Annotated in this window: 17 protein-coding genes; 9 read left to right on the top strand and 8 right to left on the bottom strand. The window is 64.6% G+C overall.

Annotation, left to right across the window (positions count from 1 at the left end; all coding sequences use genetic code 11):
- Nucleotides 1-62: 62 nt before the first annotated feature.
- Both ASR47_RS14930 and ASR47_RS14925 read left to right on the top strand, forming a co-directional pair.
- Entirely contained in the window at nucleotides 63-2,132 is a 2,070-nt protein-coding gene (locus tag ASR47_RS14930) for a TonB-dependent receptor (RefSeq protein WP_065308568.1), read from the top strand.
- A 26-nt stretch (nucleotides 2,133-2,158) separates the two neighbouring features.
- Nucleotides 2,159-2,704, top strand: coding sequence for an RNA 2'-phosphotransferase (locus ASR47_RS14925; RefSeq protein WP_065308567.1), 546 nt, complete (start codon nucleotides 2,159-2,161; stop codon nucleotides 2,702-2,704).
- 26 nt (nucleotides 2,705-2,730) lie between these two features.
- Here ASR47_RS14925 and ASR47_RS14920 read toward each other — a convergent pair whose 3' ends face one another.
- From ASR47_RS14920 to ASR47_RS14895, 6 genes are all read right to left on the bottom strand, one after another.
- Nucleotides 2,731-3,858, bottom strand: a complete 1,128-nt coding sequence (locus ASR47_RS14920) for a HupE/UreJ family protein (RefSeq protein ID WP_065308566.1) — start codon at nucleotides 3,856-3,858, stop codon at nucleotides 2,731-2,733.
- Nucleotides 3,855-5,021 (bottom strand): tetratricopeptide repeat protein, encoded by a 1,167-nt coding sequence (locus ASR47_RS14915; RefSeq protein WP_065308565.1) that lies wholly within the window; start codon nucleotides 5,019-5,021, stop codon nucleotides 3,855-3,857. Before ASR47_RS14915 ends, ASR47_RS14920 begins: the two co-directional genes overlap by 4 nt.
- Before the next feature lie 74 nt (nucleotides 5,022-5,095).
- Complete coding sequence (locus tag ASR47_RS14910) at nucleotides 5,096-5,344, bottom strand: hypothetical protein (protein ID WP_065308564.1); 249 nt, start codon at nucleotides 5,342-5,344, stop codon at nucleotides 5,096-5,098.
- A 25-nt stretch (nucleotides 5,345-5,369) separates the two neighbouring features.
- Nucleotides 5,370-6,869, bottom strand: a complete 1,500-nt coding sequence (locus tag ASR47_RS14905; protein ID WP_082988941.1) for a DUF4331 domain-containing protein — start codon at nucleotides 6,867-6,869, stop codon at nucleotides 5,370-5,372.
- A gap of 365 nt (nucleotides 6,870-7,234) precedes the next feature.
- Nucleotides 7,235-7,882: an NrsF family protein gene (locus ASR47_RS14900; protein WP_065308563.1), complete on the bottom strand. Its 648-nt coding sequence runs from the start codon at nucleotides 7,880-7,882 to the stop codon at nucleotides 7,235-7,237.
- Entirely contained in the window at nucleotides 7,879-8,463 is a 585-nt protein-coding gene (locus ASR47_RS14895) for a sigma-70 family RNA polymerase sigma factor (RefSeq protein WP_065308663.1), read from the bottom strand. The genes ASR47_RS14900 and ASR47_RS14895 overlap by 4 nt, the downstream gene beginning before the upstream one ends.
- Before the next feature lie 126 nt (nucleotides 8,464-8,589).
- On the opposite strand from ASR47_RS14895, the gene ASR47_RS14890 reads away from it, so the two are divergent.
- The 4 genes from ASR47_RS14890 to ASR47_RS14875 all read left to right on the top strand — a co-directional run bounded on the left by ASR47_RS14890 (nucleotide 8,590) and on the right by ASR47_RS14875 (nucleotide 10,770).
- Entirely contained in the window at nucleotides 8,590-9,405 is an 816-nt protein-coding gene (locus ASR47_RS14890; protein ID WP_065308562.1) for a DUF1223 domain-containing protein, read from the top strand.
- 77 nt (nucleotides 9,406-9,482) lie between these two features.
- Entirely contained in the window at nucleotides 9,483-9,773 is a 291-nt protein-coding gene (locus tag ASR47_RS14885; protein WP_065308561.1) for a pentapeptide MXKDX repeat protein, read from the top strand.
- Nucleotides 9,774-9,849: 76 nt separating this feature from the next.
- Nucleotides 9,850-10,080, top strand: coding sequence for a hypothetical protein (locus tag ASR47_RS14880; protein ID WP_065308560.1), 231 nt, complete (start codon nucleotides 9,850-9,852; stop codon nucleotides 10,078-10,080).
- Between the two features lie 51 nt (nucleotides 10,081-10,131).
- Nucleotides 10,132-10,770 carry a CatA-like O-acetyltransferase gene (locus ASR47_RS14875; RefSeq protein WP_065308662.1) on the top strand — a complete coding sequence of 213 codons (639 nt, stop codon included), beginning with the start codon at nucleotides 10,132-10,134 and terminating at the stop codon, nucleotides 10,768-10,770.
- Nucleotides 10,771-10,776: 6 nt separating this feature from the next.
- Here ASR47_RS14875 and ASR47_RS14870 read toward each other — a convergent pair whose 3' ends face one another.
- Both ASR47_RS14870 and ASR47_RS14865 read right to left on the bottom strand, forming a co-directional pair.
- Nucleotides 10,777-11,424, bottom strand: a complete 648-nt coding sequence (locus ASR47_RS14870; protein ID WP_065308559.1) for a LysE family translocator — start codon at nucleotides 11,422-11,424, stop codon at nucleotides 10,777-10,779.
- 61 nt (nucleotides 11,425-11,485) lie between these two features.
- Nucleotides 11,486-12,559, bottom strand: coding sequence for a YeiH family protein (locus ASR47_RS14865; protein ID WP_065308558.1), 1,074 nt, complete (start codon nucleotides 12,557-12,559; stop codon nucleotides 11,486-11,488).
- Nucleotides 12,560-12,661: 102 nt separating this feature from the next.
- On the opposite strand from ASR47_RS14865, the gene ASR47_RS14860 reads away from it, so the two are divergent.
- The 3 genes from ASR47_RS14860 (at nucleotide 12,662) to ASR47_RS14850 (ending at nucleotide 14,810) form a co-directional block, all read left to right on the top strand.
- Nucleotides 12,662-13,564 carry a LysR family transcriptional regulator gene (locus ASR47_RS14860; protein ID WP_065308557.1) on the top strand — a complete coding sequence of 301 codons (903 nt, stop codon included), beginning with the start codon at nucleotides 12,662-12,664 and terminating at the stop codon, nucleotides 13,562-13,564.
- Between the two features lie 128 nt (nucleotides 13,565-13,692).
- The gene (locus tag ASR47_RS14855) at nucleotides 13,693-14,265 is read left to right on the top strand and encodes a helix-turn-helix domain-containing protein (protein ID WP_065308556.1); all 573 of its coding nucleotides are present in this window, start codon (nucleotides 13,693-13,695) and stop codon (nucleotides 14,263-14,265) included.
- Between the two features lie 17 nt (nucleotides 14,266-14,282).
- Nucleotides 14,283-14,810 (top strand): GNAT family N-acetyltransferase, encoded by a 528-nt coding sequence (locus ASR47_RS14850; RefSeq protein WP_065308661.1) that lies wholly within the window; start codon nucleotides 14,283-14,285, stop codon nucleotides 14,808-14,810.
- Nucleotides 14,811-14,892: the final 82 nt, after the last annotated feature.

Raw genomic sequence — 14,892 nt, 5'->3', positions numbered from 1 at the left:
TATTGATATTGCATGAGACACATTCGCAAGCCCGCTCTGACATCATAAAAACTGGAGACGAGATGCATTTGAGAAAAAGCAAACTGGGGGCAGCTTGCCAGCTGGCGCTGCTGTGCATGGCAGGCCAGGCGGTGGCCCAGTCCGATGGTGCGCCGGCCGACGAAGCGCGCACTGTGCGCGTGGCGGGCCACTATGACAACGCCGTTGGCACCTCGGATGCGGCCAGCCAGGGCGTGATTACTACCGACCTGATAGTTAACCGGCCGGCTTTGCGCACGGGCGAACTGCTCGAATTCGTGCCTGGCATGATCGTCACGCAACATAGCGGCGACGGCAAGGCCAACCAGTACTTCCTGCGTGGTTTTAACCTGGACCATGGCACCGATTTCGCCACCTTTGTCGACGGCATGCCCGTCAATATGCGCACGCATGCCCACGGCCATGGCTATTCCGACCTCAATTTCCTGATTCCCGAACTGGTACAGCGCATCGACTACAAGAAGGGGCCGTATTATGCGGGCGAGGGCGACTTCGCCTCGGCCGGCGCGGCGCGCATCCGGTTGATGGACAAATTGCCACAAGGCACGGCCAGCCTGTCCGTGGGCCAGCATGGCTACACGCGCGGCGTGCTGGCCGACGCGTTTGCCGCCATGCGGGGCACCTTGCTGTATGGCCTGGAACTGAACCGCAACGACGGCCCCTGGGACAGCCCCGAGCGCGTGCGCAAATACAGCGGCGTGCTGCGCTACAGCCAGGGCACGCAGGATGACGGTTTTAGCCTGACTGGCATGGCGTACAAGAACAGCTGGAATTCCACCGACCAGATACCCTTGCGCGCGGTAGAGTCGGGCGAGGCAGGCCGCTATGGCGCGCTCGATCCCAGCGACGGTGGCGATACCAGCCGCTACAGCCTGGCTTACGCCATGCGCAAGCGCAGCGACAACCGATTGTTCGAATTTGACGCCTATGTGATCCGCTCGCAGCTGGATCTGTACAGCAACTTCACCTATTTCCTGGCCAATCCGGGACTTGGCGACCAGTTCCAGCAAAGCGAACGGCGCACCGTGGCCGGTGTCAACACCAGTGTCAGCTGGCAGACCGAGCAGGCCGGTTTTGCCATGCGCAACAAGCTCGGCGTGCAGGGCCGCTACGACAAGCTGTCGCCGGTCGGCCTGTATGGCACCGAGGAAAGAGTTCGGCACAGCACGGTGCGCGAAGACCGCGTGCGCGAAGGCAGCGTGGGCCTGACTGCGGAAAACAGCACGCAGTGGTTGCCGTGGCTGCGTTCGGTGGCCGGCGTGCGCTACGATGCCTACCGTTTCAATGTCGCCAGCAGCATCGCAGGCAATAGCGGCAAGGCGAATGACGGCATTACCTCGCCCAAGCTGTCCTTGATTGTCGGGCCGTGGAGCAAGACCGAGTTCTTTGCGAATTATGGCAAGGGTTTTCACAGCAACGACGCGCGCGGCACCACGCAGACGCGCTTGCCCGATGGCAGCGCTTCCTCGCCCGTCACGCCGCTGGTGCCGACGAAAGGCATGGAGCTGGGCGCGCGCACGGAATGGCTGCCGGGCCTGCAAAGCTCGCTGGCGCTGTGGCGCCTCGATATCGCTTCCGAGCTGCTGTTTGTCGGCGACGCCGGCGAAACCGAGCCGAGCCGCGCCAGCCGGCGCCATGGCATCGAATGGAACAACCACTATATCGCCGCGCCCTGGCTGCTGTTCGACCTGGACCTGGCCGCCTCGCGCTCGCGCTACACGCAAAGCGATCCGGCCGGCAATTTCATTCCCGGCTCGATCGACAAGGTGGCCTCGTTCGGCGTCACCCTGACCGACCAGGGGCCGTGGTCGGCCGCCTTCCATCTGCGCTACTTCGGCCCGCGCCCGCTGGTGGAAGACAATTCCGTGCGCTCCGCTTCGACCACCCTGGCCTATGCACGCCTGGGCTACCAGCTCAACCGCCAGAGCCGTGTCTCGCTCGACGTGTTCAACCTGTTCGACAAGCGTGCCAGCGATATCGACTATTACTATACGTCGCGCCTGCCAGGGGAAGCTGCGGAAGGGGTGGAGGACCGGCATTTCCATCCGGTCGAGCCAAGGTCGGTGCGCTTGACCCTGGCGTACGCCTTCTAGCACAGCGGCTCTGCTAGACTGCGGCAATGACCGATCCTTTAGTTAAAACCAGCAAATTTCTCTCTCTTGTATTGCGCCATGCGCCCGAGACCATCGGCCTGAGCCTGGACGCCAACGGCTGGGCCGAGGTGGACCAGTTGCTGGCGCAGGCGGCCAGCCACGGCAAGGCCATCACGCGTACACAACTCGATGCAGTGGTGGCCAACGACAGCAAGACGCGCTATGCGTTCAGCATGGACGGCTTGCGCATCCGCGCCAACCAGGGCCATTCGCTGGCCGCCGTCGATATCGGCCTGCCACCGGCCATGCCGCCGGCCGTGCTGTACCACGGCACGGCCAGCCGCTTTGTCGACGCCATCCGCGAGCAGGGCCTGCGCCCGGGCTCGCGCAACCATGTACACCTGTCGGCCACCGAAGACACCGCCGTCAATGTCGGCAGCCGCCATGGCAAGCCGGTGGTGCTGAGCATCGACACGGCCGCCATGCTGGGGCAGGGCCATGTGTTTTATGTGTCGGCCAATGGGGTGTGGCTGACCGATGCGGTGCCGGCAGCGTTCATCACGTTTAGCTGACACGACGCCTTTGCCTGGCGTGACGCTCAAGCGCTGATCAGCTTGATGTCCAGCACCCTTTCCGCCAGCCAGATGGCCGCCACCAGCGCAATCGCCAGCGAACCCCAGGTGAATAGCTGGCGGTAAAACCAGGTTCTGCGCAGCCACCAGGCCAGCGGCAGGAACACGGCGACAATCGCCAGCTGGCCGATCTCGACCCCCACGTTGAAGCCGAACAGGCTGCTTACCAGCGACGACTGCGGCAGGCCCAAGTCGCGCAGCACGCTGGCAAAGCCGAAACCGTGGATCAGGCCAAACACAAACGCCGCCACCGGCCGCCTGCCGCGAAACAGCGGAAACAGATTGTTCAGCGCAGCGAGCACCACCGAGGCGGCGATTGCCGACTCGACCCAGCGCGAGGGCAGGGAGATCAGCGACAGGCTGGCCAGGGTGAGGGTGATCGAGTGGGCCAGCGTAAATGCCGTGACGACCTTGAGCACGTCGAAAAACGCGGCGCGCAGGCCGGCCTGCTGCTCGCGCAGGCCCGGCAACAGCACCGCCGGCAGCAACAGCGACAGCAGGAACAATATATGGTCGGTGCCGATCCAGATATGCCAGATGCCGTGTTTGACATACGCGCCGAACTGCGCCAGCCGGTCCGGCGCGGCCAGCGACAAGGTCTGGCGCGGGCTGTCCGGGTCAAAAATCGCCGTTTGCGTCTCGCCATCGTGGGTCAGTTTCAACAGGCCCTTGTGCTGCGGGTCGAGGTCGGCGAACAGGGTGTAGCCGATATCGAGGCTGGCGGGCGCGGCGCTGCCGGGGCAGGCGGCCGTAAAGCGCAGCACGCTGTAGGCGCCATCGGTATGGTTGTCGATCAGCTGCTCTCCGGGCTGCAGGGTGCAGGCTCCTGCGGTGGTGGCGACCTGCAGGCGCTGCAGCGCGTAGGCGGAAATTGCCTGGTGGCGCGCACGGATCTCGTCCCAGGTCAGCGTGCCGTCGCCATTGCCATCGAGACCGATGGCGAAATCGAGGTCGCGCAGGGCGATATCCCATTGGCCGGTGATCTGCTGGTCCTGCACGCTGATGGCCAGGTAGCTGTCGCTGGGCTTGTGCGCTTGCGCCGGTGCGCACCAGGCGCACAGCAAAAACAAAAAGGCAAGCAGGCGGACGTTCACAGGGCACCCGCTTTCGTCACCAGCGCCTGCAGCGCCACGTCTTCCACGTGATTGGTCTTGATCCACGCCAGCACGGGCTGCGCCGCGCCCCTGTCGCGCGCGGCGACGGCCGCTTCGAGCACGATGCGCATGTCGGCCGCTTCCTTCTGGATCACCCAGTTCTTTTGCGCCAGCAGCAGGGCGCCGGGAATGTCGCGCTGCAAGTACAGGGCAAAGCGCGCCTGTTCGCGTTGGTGCACGGTGTCGCCGCGCTGCATGGCGGCGTTGAAGCGGGCCGCCAGTTCGGCAGTGGCGGCCTTTAATGGCGCCTCCTGGCCGGACACCGCCTGCATGGCCAGCGCCTGGCGCAGCAGCAGGGCGTCGATGCGCTGCTGGTCTTTCAACAAAGTGATGACTTCGGGCGCGCGCTGTTGATCCAGCAAAAAGTCACTGTAGGCGCCCAGCAGGTAGCTGTCGCGCGGCTGCTGCGCCAGGGCTTGCCTGAAGCGCGTCTCGGCCAATTTGCTCTCGCCACGGCGCGCGGCCATTTCGGCCAGCAGGCTCAAGGCCCAGTGTTCCAGTTCGGGCGCGGTGCCGCTGCTGCGCTCGAGGGTGAGATTTAATAATTGTTCGCTTTTCGCGGCGCGGCCCGTCACGCCGGCCACATTGGCGAGGCAGGTGACGGTCACCAGTTGCGTCGTGAGGCCGGACAGGCGGGCGCAGCTGGCGGTGGCCTTGTCGTAATCGCCCTGCACCGTCAGCACGGTGGCGCGCGTCAGCCAGGCCTGGGCGTTGGCGGAGTCCTGCGCGATGACCGCATCGAGATCCTGCAGGGCGTCGCCGAAATGATGGGTGCTTTGCAGGATGGTGGCGCGCAGCAGGCGTACCGGCACCGGTGGCGCGGCTTGGCGCCACCAGGGCGCCAGCGCCGCCTGGGCGTAGCCGAGATAGCGCGGATCGGTCTCGCTGCGCGACAGGCCGATATAGCGCTGCGCCAGGCTGGTGGCCAGCGCCAGGTCCTGCGGCTTCTGGCTCAGTTGCGCGCGCAGGCTGCGCAGTTCGCCCTGGGCGGCGTCGGCACGGCGCGGCAGTTGTTCGATGACGGCATTACCGTCCTTGGGGAGATACGGCGCGGCGTGCGCCAGGCAGGGCAGGGTAAAAAACAGCAAGAACAATTTTCTCATCAGAGAGGGCTCCGGGCCTGCGGTCGGGTGATACAGGCCGCCAGGGCAATGCCCGGGCGGCCCGCTGGTGCTGCTTACAACGGTACCGGTTCCTTGTCTTCCGGCGAGGTGGCAACGATGGCGTCGATGCTCACCGCGTCCTTGTCTTCGCTGGTGGTCAGGATGGTATTGCTCACAGCCACGAAAAACGTGTCGAGCAGGGCCACTGGTGGCGGATTGACGCCGCCGCTGCCGCTGTCGTCATGGTGGCTGCTGTGGCCGCTACCGCAACCGGCCAGCAGGGCGGTGGCGGCCAGGGCGGCAATTACATGGAACTGTTTCATGTCGGACTCCTGTGTTGGGCTGGGGTTACATCTGTGGCGAGCCGGCGATCGGGGTTGCCAGGTAAGGGAAACCTGGCGTGAACACTTTTTCGTCAAGGTAGGCGCCGTCCGTGAAGTGCAGTCCACCAGCCGGCGCATCGGCCGGTGCGCAGCCGATATTCAAGGTGCACAGCTTGCCCATCGCCACCCGCAGCACCACATCGACCACGTCGTCGCCAGGACGGCGGCCGTTAGGGAAGCCGGCATTGTCGCCACCGATGACGCCCAGGCGGTTTTGCGCGCCGACGGCGGTGGCCGCGATCGAGGTATTCAAACGCAGCATTTCCGAGGCGGTCACGGTGGTCGGCTGGTTGACGCCCTTGATGCCGGTAAGAAAGGTGGCCACCAGGTCATTGCGCGGGAAGTTGGTCGGCGCCTTGGCGCCGGCCGAACCGAACAGTACTTCGACCAGGGCCGGTGCGGTCGGATTGGTCACATAGTCGGCAAACTGCGCGTCGCCCGACGGTTTGCTGGCGTTGAAACGGTCCTTGTCTTTCAGGCCGATCACCAGTTCATTGACCAAAGGCATGCCCAGGCGCGATACCTGGACCCAGGCGCCGCCTTCTTTCGAGGCCGTGGTGGTGGTGCCGGGTGCCGGGTTGAGCAAGCGGCCCTGGCGCAGGCTGGCCGTGGTCCAGCCGCCGATGACAGGGTCGGCGCCTGCCGTCAGGCACGAAGTCGGCACTTCCATTTCGATGGCGGTGACGTTTTTCTTGGCCAGGTCGTCCTTGGTGGCCGATTCGGCATTGGCCGCGAACTCGGTGGCGGGCGCCTTGATATTGATCAAGTCAAACGTTTCGCCCAGGTTGACCACGAACGGGTCCTTGCGCTGGCCGACAAACATGCGCGCCGGCGTGGCGCAGCCGGGGATATTGACGGCGTACACGTGCTGGGCCGCATAGGCCGCATAGTTCGGGATCGATTTGTTGCCGATATTGTCGACCGGTTTGTCGAAGCTGGTGCCGCCGCCGGTGGCATTGGTCACGGCCGAACGCGTGCCGCTGCGCCGGTCGCCGCGCACTACCGTGACGCTGTAGGTTTCGCGCACGTTCAGGCCGGCCGGGTTGACGGTGTCGATGGCGCCGCCGTTGATCGCCAGCGGTATCGAGACTTTCTTGCCGCCCACGGTGAACTGGGCGTCCTTGATGGTGTTGGTGAAGCGGAACTGGAAGGTAAGGTCTTCCTTGCCGTCGCCATTGTTATCGATATGAATTTCGTACAGGGCTTGCGGGTCCATGGTGAAGTAGTTCGGGCCGCCGTAGGCATCCTGCAGCGGCACGTAGTCGGCCACCAGCGTGGTGTAGGCGCCGCGGCCCGCTTCATAACTGCGGAACATGTAGAAGTCGGTGGCGTCGACCTTGGGGTTTTGCGTGATGAACGGTGCTTCGCGGTGGCTGGAAGCGAAGGCCGATGGCGCAAGCGCCATGGCCAGCAGATTGCAGAGGATGGCGGCGCCCAGTGCGGTTTTCGATTGCAATAATGACATGTCGATTCTCCCTGAATTGTTGTTCGCAAAGGCAATACTTCAATGAATTACGGAGCTGCCCAACTTGTACGGATGGCAAACGTGACCGGATTCAAATTCTTGCCATTTTTTTCGGGAAGAATCGGCATCGATCGGTTTGCGGGGCTGGCAGGCCCCATCCAATCTACGCGTTTCTTTCAGCGCAACAAAAATAAATATTTGAAGGACAAGAAATAATGGCAAGCTGGCCATGATTGACGGCAGCGGCGAGCGCGTACCGGGCAGGAGGTGGCGTCGCGCCGGGGATGGCGTGGCGCGGCCGGTGGGAATGCGTGAGTCTGTCGCTATGGAGTCGATAGGCTGGGCTCGCCTGCCGCGCCGCGTGGCTACCAGGCCAGCACTTTGGGACCCAGCAAGGCGCCGATGGCGGCCGGCACCAGCATGCCCAGCACATACCAGAAACCGATAAAGCTGGCCGCCATTTCCGGGCAGTGCAGGCAGTAGACGAGGGCGGCCGCGCCGCCGGCGGCAAATCCCGCAGCCGCGCCGGCCAGGCGCAAGCGCGTGGGCGCCAGCTGGCGCATGGCGCGCAGCATGGCCGCCAGCACCGGCAGCGACAGCAGGGCGATCAGCAGCGGGCAGCTGCGCCAGGTCGTGCCCCAGAACAGCTCGGCGCGCAGCTCCGGCGCCGCCGTGGCGATGGCCGCCGCGCCCAGCAGCCACATGAGCAACAGGGGCAGGGCCAGCCAGCGCAGCAGGCTGCCGGTATTGGCGCCTGGCATGCCCAGCCGCCGGCTGGCATGCCAGGCCGCCAGGCAGACGCTGGCGACAAACGCCAGCTTGATCCAGAAATCCGGCCGCAGCGCCAGTTGCGCCAGGTTGGGGCGCACCCCCAGCCACGCCGCCATCAGCGCCACGCTGGCCAGCAGGCCCGCGCCCAGGGTGGCGGCGGTGCGCCAGCGCGCGCCCGGCGGCGGTGCGGCGGCCACGTCGGGTCCGCTGGCCAGCATGGCGATCAAGTCATCGGTTTTCATGTTGTTGTACTCCTTAAATTGGCTGCCAGCGCCTTCAGGCCGCGATGCACGGCCACCTTGACGCTGGCTTCCGAGATGCGCATGGCGCCGGCCGTGTCGCGCACCGACCAGCCGTTCAGCTTGGTGTACACGATGGCGTCGCGCTGCTGCGCCGGCAAGGTGGCCAGCAAGGTGGCCAGGTCGCGGCTGGCCTCTTTTGCCTCGGCATCGGCGCTGGAAAACAGCGCCTGTGCATCGTCATCTTCATCGTACGGCGTGTGCAGCGCATCGCGCCGCGCATGCCGGCGCAGCCAGTCGATCAGCTTGTAGCGGGCGATCGCATGGATCCACGACGTCAGCGGCACGCCCGTATCGTACGTCAGCCGCTGGTTGTGGATGGCCAGCAAACACTCCTGCACCAGGTCTTCCACCTCATCGGGCCAGCGCTGCAGTCGCCGGCGCAAAAAGGCGCGCAAATGAGCGCTGGTCGCTTGCAGAAAACTGCGGTAGGCCTGCGCATCGCCGTCGAGGCCGCGCAGCATCAGGCCATGCAGGCGCAGCTCGGTGCCGTGCAGTTGCTCACTGACAGGTATTCGTTGCATGAGGCCCTTCGGTGACAGGCGGTGAACAATATTGTTAAAAAAATCGACGGGGCCTGTAACCAATCTCGTTGCCGTGACGAATTGAGGGGCAAGCACGCTTCTTTTTTACTATAACGGTTACGCATCATGAATATCAAGTACCGCCTGGCAGCAACTTTTTTACCGATACTGCTGTCGGCCATGGCGGCGCAGGCGGCCGCCGGCCCGCGCTGCGAAGTGGCCAGCGGCCCTCGCACGGCGGCGCTGGTGGAGCTGTACAGCAGCGAAGGCTGTTCCAGCTGCCCGCCCGCCGACCAGCGCCTGAACGCCTTGCGCAAGGAAGCCGGTGCTGCCGGCCTGGTGGTGCCGCTGGCCCTGCATGTCACGTACTGGGACCGGATCGGCTGGACCGATCCGCTGGCGCAGCCGCCGTTCGACGCGCGCCAGGCCGAACTGCTGCGTGATCAGCGCCAGCACGTGGCGTACACGCCGCAGTTTTTCGTCGGCGGCAAGGAAGTGCGCGGCTGGGACGCGCAGCTGCCGGCGGCGATCGCTCGCATCAATGCGACCCCGGCAACCGTCAATCTGCGCCTGTCGGCCAAGCCGGGGCGTGACGGCAAGCTGCTGCTCGACGCGCAGGCCGGGGCCGTCGATGGCCACACCGGTGGCAAGCTGTACCTGGCCGTCAGCGAAAGCGGCATCGTCTCGCAGGTCCTGCGCGGCGAAAACCGCGGCGCCACCCTGCGCCATGACGCGGCCGTGCGCCTGTGGCTAGGGCCGGTGCCGCTGGTCCAGGGCCGCGCCAGCCTGCGCCGTGAAGTAAGCGTGCCGCCGAGCTGGCGCCAGGACCGCTTGCAGGCCGTCGCCTTTGTGCAGCAGGCCGAAGGCAGCACCATTTTGCAAGCCGTCGGCATGGCGCCTTGCGCATCGGTAGCAGCTGGCGTCTTTGCAGGCGGCTCCTGACAGATTTTCAGCAGTACCAGTAGCGCTTGTATCAAACCCGGGCATAGTCCCAACCAACCTCGAGACAAGGAATCATCATGAAAAACACCATCACCGCCATTATCGCCACCGCCATCTTCATGTCGGGCACCGCCCTGGCCCAGGACGCCATGAAGAAAGACGCCATGGCCAAGGATGCCTCGGCCGACGCCATGCACAAGGATGGCATGGGCAAGAACGGCATGGCCAAGCCGATGCCGAAGAAGCACATGAAAAAAGATGCCATGGCCAAGGACGGCATGATGAAAAAAGATGACATGAAAAAAGACGAGATGAAAAAGGACGAGATGAAGAAGGACGAGATGAAGAAGGACGGCATGGCCAAATAAACGGCGGTCGTGGCGTCATCGCCGGGCAGGGTATAGACGGGCATCTGATCGCTTTTCTTCCTGCCTGGCCCTGTCCTTGCTGTTCGTCGGCGGCGCTTTCGGCAAGCTGCTGTGCGGCTATCTGGGCGCGCGCATCGGCATGATGCAAACCGTCTGGCTGACCGAATCGATGACGGCGCTATTGATCGTGCTGGCGCTGTGGCTGCCGCTGGCCGTCGTCATGGCCATGCTGCCCTTGCTGGGCCTGGCGCTGAACAGCGCCTCGCGGAAACTGGTATTTCTGATGATGCCGGTCGACGGCAAATAGATGACGCCGCTGGACTTGCCCGCCAGTGCATCCATCGTCTACACTCGCCGCATGAAAAATTTTGAAAAGCGGCGCGACCGCTACGAGCTGTTCAGTGCGTTTGAAAATCCGCTGGTCAATATCAACTTCCTGCTCGACGTGCCGGACTTCCGGCCCTGGTGCAAGCAGCAGGGAATTCCCGTATTCCACTTCTTCCTGTATTGCGTGCTGAATACGGTCAAGCAGAGCGACAACTTCATGTACCGCATTTACGAGGGCGAGGTGATCAGGATTGATGACTTTCCCGCTTCCTACACCGTCATCAATGCGGACGACAACCTGAACTACACGCGCTTCGAGATGACGGACCAGCTGGACCTGTTTATCTCCCGCAGTCTGGAGGCCAAGCGCATCGCCGAAGCTTCAGCCAAGCTGATCAATACAGGTACGGGGGAAAGCGTGCGCGAGCAGCGCCACAACATCTTTATTACCAGCCTGCCGTGGCTGGACCTGCGCGCCATCGAACACCCGGTGTACCGCCACGGCGAGGCCGATATCCCGTGCATCAGTTGGGGCAAGTTCGGTCCGGGCGCCGATGGCCGCATGGCGGTGCCGTTTTCAGTGCAGGCGCACCACGGCTTTGTCGACGGCTACCATATCCAGCAGCTGGCGCAGGCGATCGCCGAGCGCATCGCCGCCATTATCGCCTGAGCGGTATCACGCCGCCTTGCTGCGCAGGCGCAACAAGCTCAGGCCCAGCAGCACGAAGGCGCCACCTGAAATGCGGTTGAACAATTTCGCGCGGCCGGGGCTGGCCAGCTGGCTTTTCAGCAGGCGCGCCAGAGTGGCATAGAACAGATGGGCCAGCATGGCGCAGGCGACGAACGAGGTCGTCAGCACGGCGAACTGCAGCGCCACGGGCTCCGCCTGGCTTATAAACTGCGGAAACAGCGCCGAGAAGAACAGGATGGCTTTCGGATTGGTCAAGGCGACGGTCAGGCCCTGGCGGAACAGCTTGCCGTTCGAATTCGGATTGGCCGCGCGTGGCTGCTGCGACACTTCGGCTGCGGCAACGATGCTGGTCTTGCTGCGCCATTGCTTGATGCCCAGATAGACCAGGTAGAGCGCGCCTGCCAGTTTCAGCAGCATGAAGGCGGTGGCGGAGGTGGCCAGCACCACGCCCATGCCGGCCATGGCGACGCCGGAAATAATGAACAGTCCCACGCCATTGCCCAGGCTGCTGACCATGGCGCGGCGCGGGCCGACGGCGATCGAGTTCGAGATGGCCAGGAGCACGGCCGGGCCGGGCGAAAACGTGACAAGCAGGGCGACGCCGCAAAACAGCAGCCAGTTCGAGAAGTGCATGGGATACCTGTATCAAAAAATCAAGCGGACCCTATTGTACGAAGTTTTTTGTGTCCATGTGTCATGCCATTGCCGCCAGCATGGTGACGGTGCGATTGATCAGCGCGCCACCGGCCACCAGCCAGCAAAACAGCAGGCCGGCCAGCAGCAGGGGTTTGCAGCCGGCGCGGCGGATGGCCGACCAGTGCGTAGTGAGTCCCAGCGCCGCCATGGCCATTGCCAGCAACACGGTGTCGAGGCCATTCACGGCCGTCACCAGTGCGGCCGGCAGCAGGCCCAGTGAATTGAAGGCGACCACGGCGACAAACACAAAGGCGAACCAGGGTATGGCCAGGCCAGCCCTGGCTGCGCCGCTATGGGCGTTCTTGCCGCGCGCCAGCAGCGCCGACAGGGTCAGGAGAAACGGCGCCAGCATCATCACGCGCACCATCTTGGCGATCACGGCCGCATTGGCCGCATCCTGGCCGATGGCCTTGCCGGCCGCCACCACTTGCGCCACTTCATGCACGGTGGAACCGATATATACGCCGAACGCGGCCGGCGCGGTGCCCAGCAGGTGCCAGCCGAGATTGAGCTGGTACAGCATGGGGTAAAGAAAGATGGACAGGGTGCCAAACACCACCACGGTAGCGACCGCCACGGTGACGTCTTCGCCGCGCGCCCGCAGCACCGGTTCCGTCGCCATCACGGCCGCCGCGCCGCAGATGGAGCTGCCTGCACCGATCAACATCGCGCTGTCGCGGTCGAGCCTGAATACCTTGATGCCCAGCAGCATGGCCAGGGCAAAGGTGGAGACCAGCACCAGCGCATCGATGGCGATGCCGGCCAGGCCGACCTGGCCAACATCCTGGAACGTCAGCTTGAAGCCGTACAGGACGATGCCCAGGCGCAGCAAGGCTTGCCTGGAAAACTGCACGCCGGCGCCGCAGGCGGGCGCCCAGCGCGTATAGATGGTGTTACCCAGGATAATGCCGAGCAGGATGGCCACCGTCAGCGCGCTCAGGCCATGCCGGACCAGCCAGGGCAGCTTGCCCAGTTCGATGGCGGCCCAGGCAAGCAGGGCGCTCAGCAGCAGCCCGGGCAGCAGTGTGCCGGTACGCTGGGACCAGGGATGGGCGAGGCTGGGGGATGGCATGGGTGCTCCGTGGGGGCTGTCGATATGCCCACTGTACAGCCCGTCAATTAAATGGTAAAACAGATTCTTTCTGTATATTCAATCTAAAAAACAGGTAGATTCATGCGTTTGACCTTGCGGCAATTACACATTTTCCTGGCGGTGGCCGATGCGGGCAGCACCAGCGCGGCCGCCGAGGTGATTTCCCTGTCGCAATCGGCCACCAGCGCCGCCCTGAACGAGCTGGAAAGCGTGCTGGCGGCACGGCTGTTCGATCGCGTCGGCAAGCGCTTGATGCTCAACGATAACGGCCGCCTGCTGCTGCCGCAGGCGCGCCAGCTGTGCGACGGCGCGGCCGGCATCGAGCGCCAGTTTGCCGGCGACGGGCTAGGTGCGCCGGCCAGCCTGCGGATCGGCGCCAGCACCACCATCGGCATTTATCTGTTGCCGGCCATCCTGATGCGGGCGCGGCAGGTGCATGGCGCCAGCCTGGCGCAGGCGACCATTGCCAATACGGCTGACGTGGCCGCCGACGTGGCGCAGTTCAAGGTCGATATCGGCCTGATCGAAGGCCCCTGCCACGAGGCCGGTTTGCAGGTCGAACCGTGGCTGGAAGACGAGCTGCTGGTGGTGGCGGCACCGTCGCATCCGCTGGCCCTGCCGGGCCGCCGGCTGGCGTTGGACGACTTGCGCGAGGCGGGCTGGCTGCTGCGCGAAGCGGGCTCGGGCACGCGCGAAGCGGTGGCGCAGGCGCTGCTGCCGCATCTGCATTATCTGCGCCCGGCGGGCGAGCTGGGCAATTCTGAAGCGATCAAGCATGCGGCGGCCGCCGGGCTGGGCATTGCGTGTTTGTCGCGCGTGGTGGTGGCCGACTTGCTGGCGAGCGGGCAACTGGTGGTGCTGCCGACGGCCTTGCCGGCGCTGGCGCGGCGTTTTTACCTGATCCATCCGGCCAGGAAAATCCTCTCGCCGCGCCTGGCGGGCTTCCTGGAACTATGCCGCGAAGCGGCGCGCCGGCAAGCCTGATGTTGTGAGTACTGTTTCGGACTCGGCGGCGCGAGGCCCGCATCGGCTGGCGCCAGCGTGCCCGCGCGTTGTGGAACGGCCAGCGTTTGTGCTTGATTGAGTTCCATATATGGGATAAATTCCCATATATGGAAAATACACTCACACCCGAACAGGCCACCGAACAGCGCCTGGCCCAGCGCCTGCGCCAGTTGCGCCTGGAGCAGGGCTGGTCGCTCGACCAGCTGGCCGCCCAAAGCCAGGTCAGCCGCGCCACTTTGTCGCGCCTGGAAAACGCCGACGTCAGCCCCACTACCAGCGTGCTGGGCCGCCTGTGCGCCGCCTACGGCTTGAGCATGTCGCGCCTGCTGCGCATGGTGGAAGACGATTTTCCACCGCTGCTGCGTCTCGCGGACCAGCCCGTCTGGAGCGATGCGCAAACCGGCTTTCGCCGCCGCTCCGTCTCGCCGCCGTCGCAGGCGCTGGCCGGCGAGGCGCTCGAATGCGAGCTGGACGCCGGCGCCCATATCGCGTATGCGACCTCGCCGCGTCCCGGCATGGAACATCATTTGCTGATGCAGGAAGGCAAGCTGGCCGTGACCGTCAACGGCCAGCGCCATGAGCTGTTGCCCGGCGACTGCCTGCGCTATCAACTGTCCGGCCCCAGCGCCTTCGATGCGCCGCCCGATAGCGGTGCGCGCTATGTCCTGTTTATTGTGTGATCACCAGTGAGGACGCCATGCAACTTGTTACCCTGAACCCCGACACGATCAACGCACGCCTGTCGGAATTGTCTGCCTTGCTGCACGCCTGCGTGCATGACGGCGCCAGCATCGGCTTTATCCTGCCCTTCAGCAGCAACGATAGCGAGGCGTTCTGGAGCGGCAATGTAGGCCCGGCCGTGGCGCGCGGCAGCCGCCTGCTGCTGGTGGCGCAGCTCGATGGCGTGATTGCCGGCGCCGTGCAGCTGGACTGGGATACGCCGCCCAACCAGGCGCACCGGGCCGAAGTGCGCAAGCTGCTGGTCCATCCCGTGTGCCGGCGGCGCGGCATCGCGCGCCAGCTGATGCAGGCGCTCGAAGCGCACGCCCGCGCCTTGTCGCGACCGTTGCTGACGCTCGACACGCGCACGCAAGACCATGCCGAACCGCTGTATGCCTCGCTGGGCTACCAGGTGGCCGGCATGATTCCGGGCTATGCGCTGGCCCCCGAGGGCGGCAGGCTGGACGCCACCACCGTCATGTACAAGCAGCTTCCTGGCTGCTGACGCCAATTCAAGACTTGTCCTACCGATTCCTGAGGCATCTTCTGAATGCCCATCCTGCGCGCCGCGCCTACACTCCAGTCCT

The sequence above is a fragment of the Janthinobacterium psychrotolerans genome, from assembly GCF_001677885.1.
GTDB lineage: Bacteria > Pseudomonadota > Gammaproteobacteria > Burkholderiales > Burkholderiaceae_D > Janthinobacterium > Janthinobacterium psychrotolerans.
The sequence above is the reverse complement of the archived record's forward strand: the minus strand, read 5'-3'. Positions and strand labels throughout refer to the sequence as shown.

Bases quoted from the DNA above. Each gene is read 5' to 3' on its own strand.
- ASR47_RS14930 (WP_065308568.1), top strand. From the start codon at position 63: ATGCATTTGAGAAAAAGCAAACTGGGGGCAGCTTGCCAGCTGGCGCTG.
- ASR47_RS14925 (WP_065308567.1), top strand. From the start codon at position 2,159: ATGACCGATCCTTTAGTTAAAACCAGCAAATTTCTCTCTCTTGTATTG.
- ASR47_RS14915 (WP_065308565.1), bottom strand. From the start codon at position 5,021: ATGAGAAAATTGTTCTTGCTGTTTTTTACCCTGCCCTGCCTGGCGCAC.
- ASR47_RS14910 (WP_065308564.1), bottom strand. From the start codon at position 5,344: ATGAAACAGTTCCATGTAATTGCCGCCCTGGCCGCCACCGCCCTGCTG.
- ASR47_RS14905 (WP_082988941.1), bottom strand. From the start codon at position 6,869: ATGTCATTATTGCAATCGAAAACCGCACTGGGCGCCGCCATCCTCTGC.
- ASR47_RS14900 (WP_065308563.1), bottom strand. From the start codon at position 7,882: ATGAAAACCGATGACTTGATCGCCATGCTGGCCAGCGGACCCGACGTG.
- ASR47_RS14895 (WP_065308663.1), bottom strand. From the start codon at position 8,463: ATGCAACGAATACCTGTCAGTGAGCAACTGCACGGCACCGAGCTGCGC.
- ASR47_RS14890 (WP_065308562.1), top strand. From the start codon at position 8,590: ATGAATATCAAGTACCGCCTGGCAGCAACTTTTTTACCGATACTGCTG.
- ASR47_RS14885 (WP_065308561.1), top strand. From the start codon at position 9,483: ATGAAAAACACCATCACCGCCATTATCGCCACCGCCATCTTCATGTCG.
- ASR47_RS14875 (WP_065308662.1), top strand. From the start codon at position 10,132: ATGAAAAATTTTGAAAAGCGGCGCGACCGCTACGAGCTGTTCAGTGCG.
- ASR47_RS14870 (WP_065308559.1), bottom strand. From the start codon at position 11,424: ATGCACTTCTCGAACTGGCTGCTGTTTTGCGGCGTCGCCCTGCTTGTC.
- ASR47_RS14865 (WP_065308558.1), bottom strand. From the start codon at position 12,559: ATGCCATCCCCCAGCCTCGCCCATCCCTGGTCCCAGCGTACCGGCACA.
- ASR47_RS14860 (WP_065308557.1), top strand. From the start codon at position 12,662: ATGCGTTTGACCTTGCGGCAATTACACATTTTCCTGGCGGTGGCCGAT.
- ASR47_RS14855 (WP_065308556.1), top strand. From the start codon at position 13,693: ATGGAAAATACACTCACACCCGAACAGGCCACCGAACAGCGCCTGGCC.
- ASR47_RS14850 (WP_065308661.1), top strand. From the start codon at position 14,283: ATGCAACTTGTTACCCTGAACCCCGACACGATCAACGCACGCCTGTCG.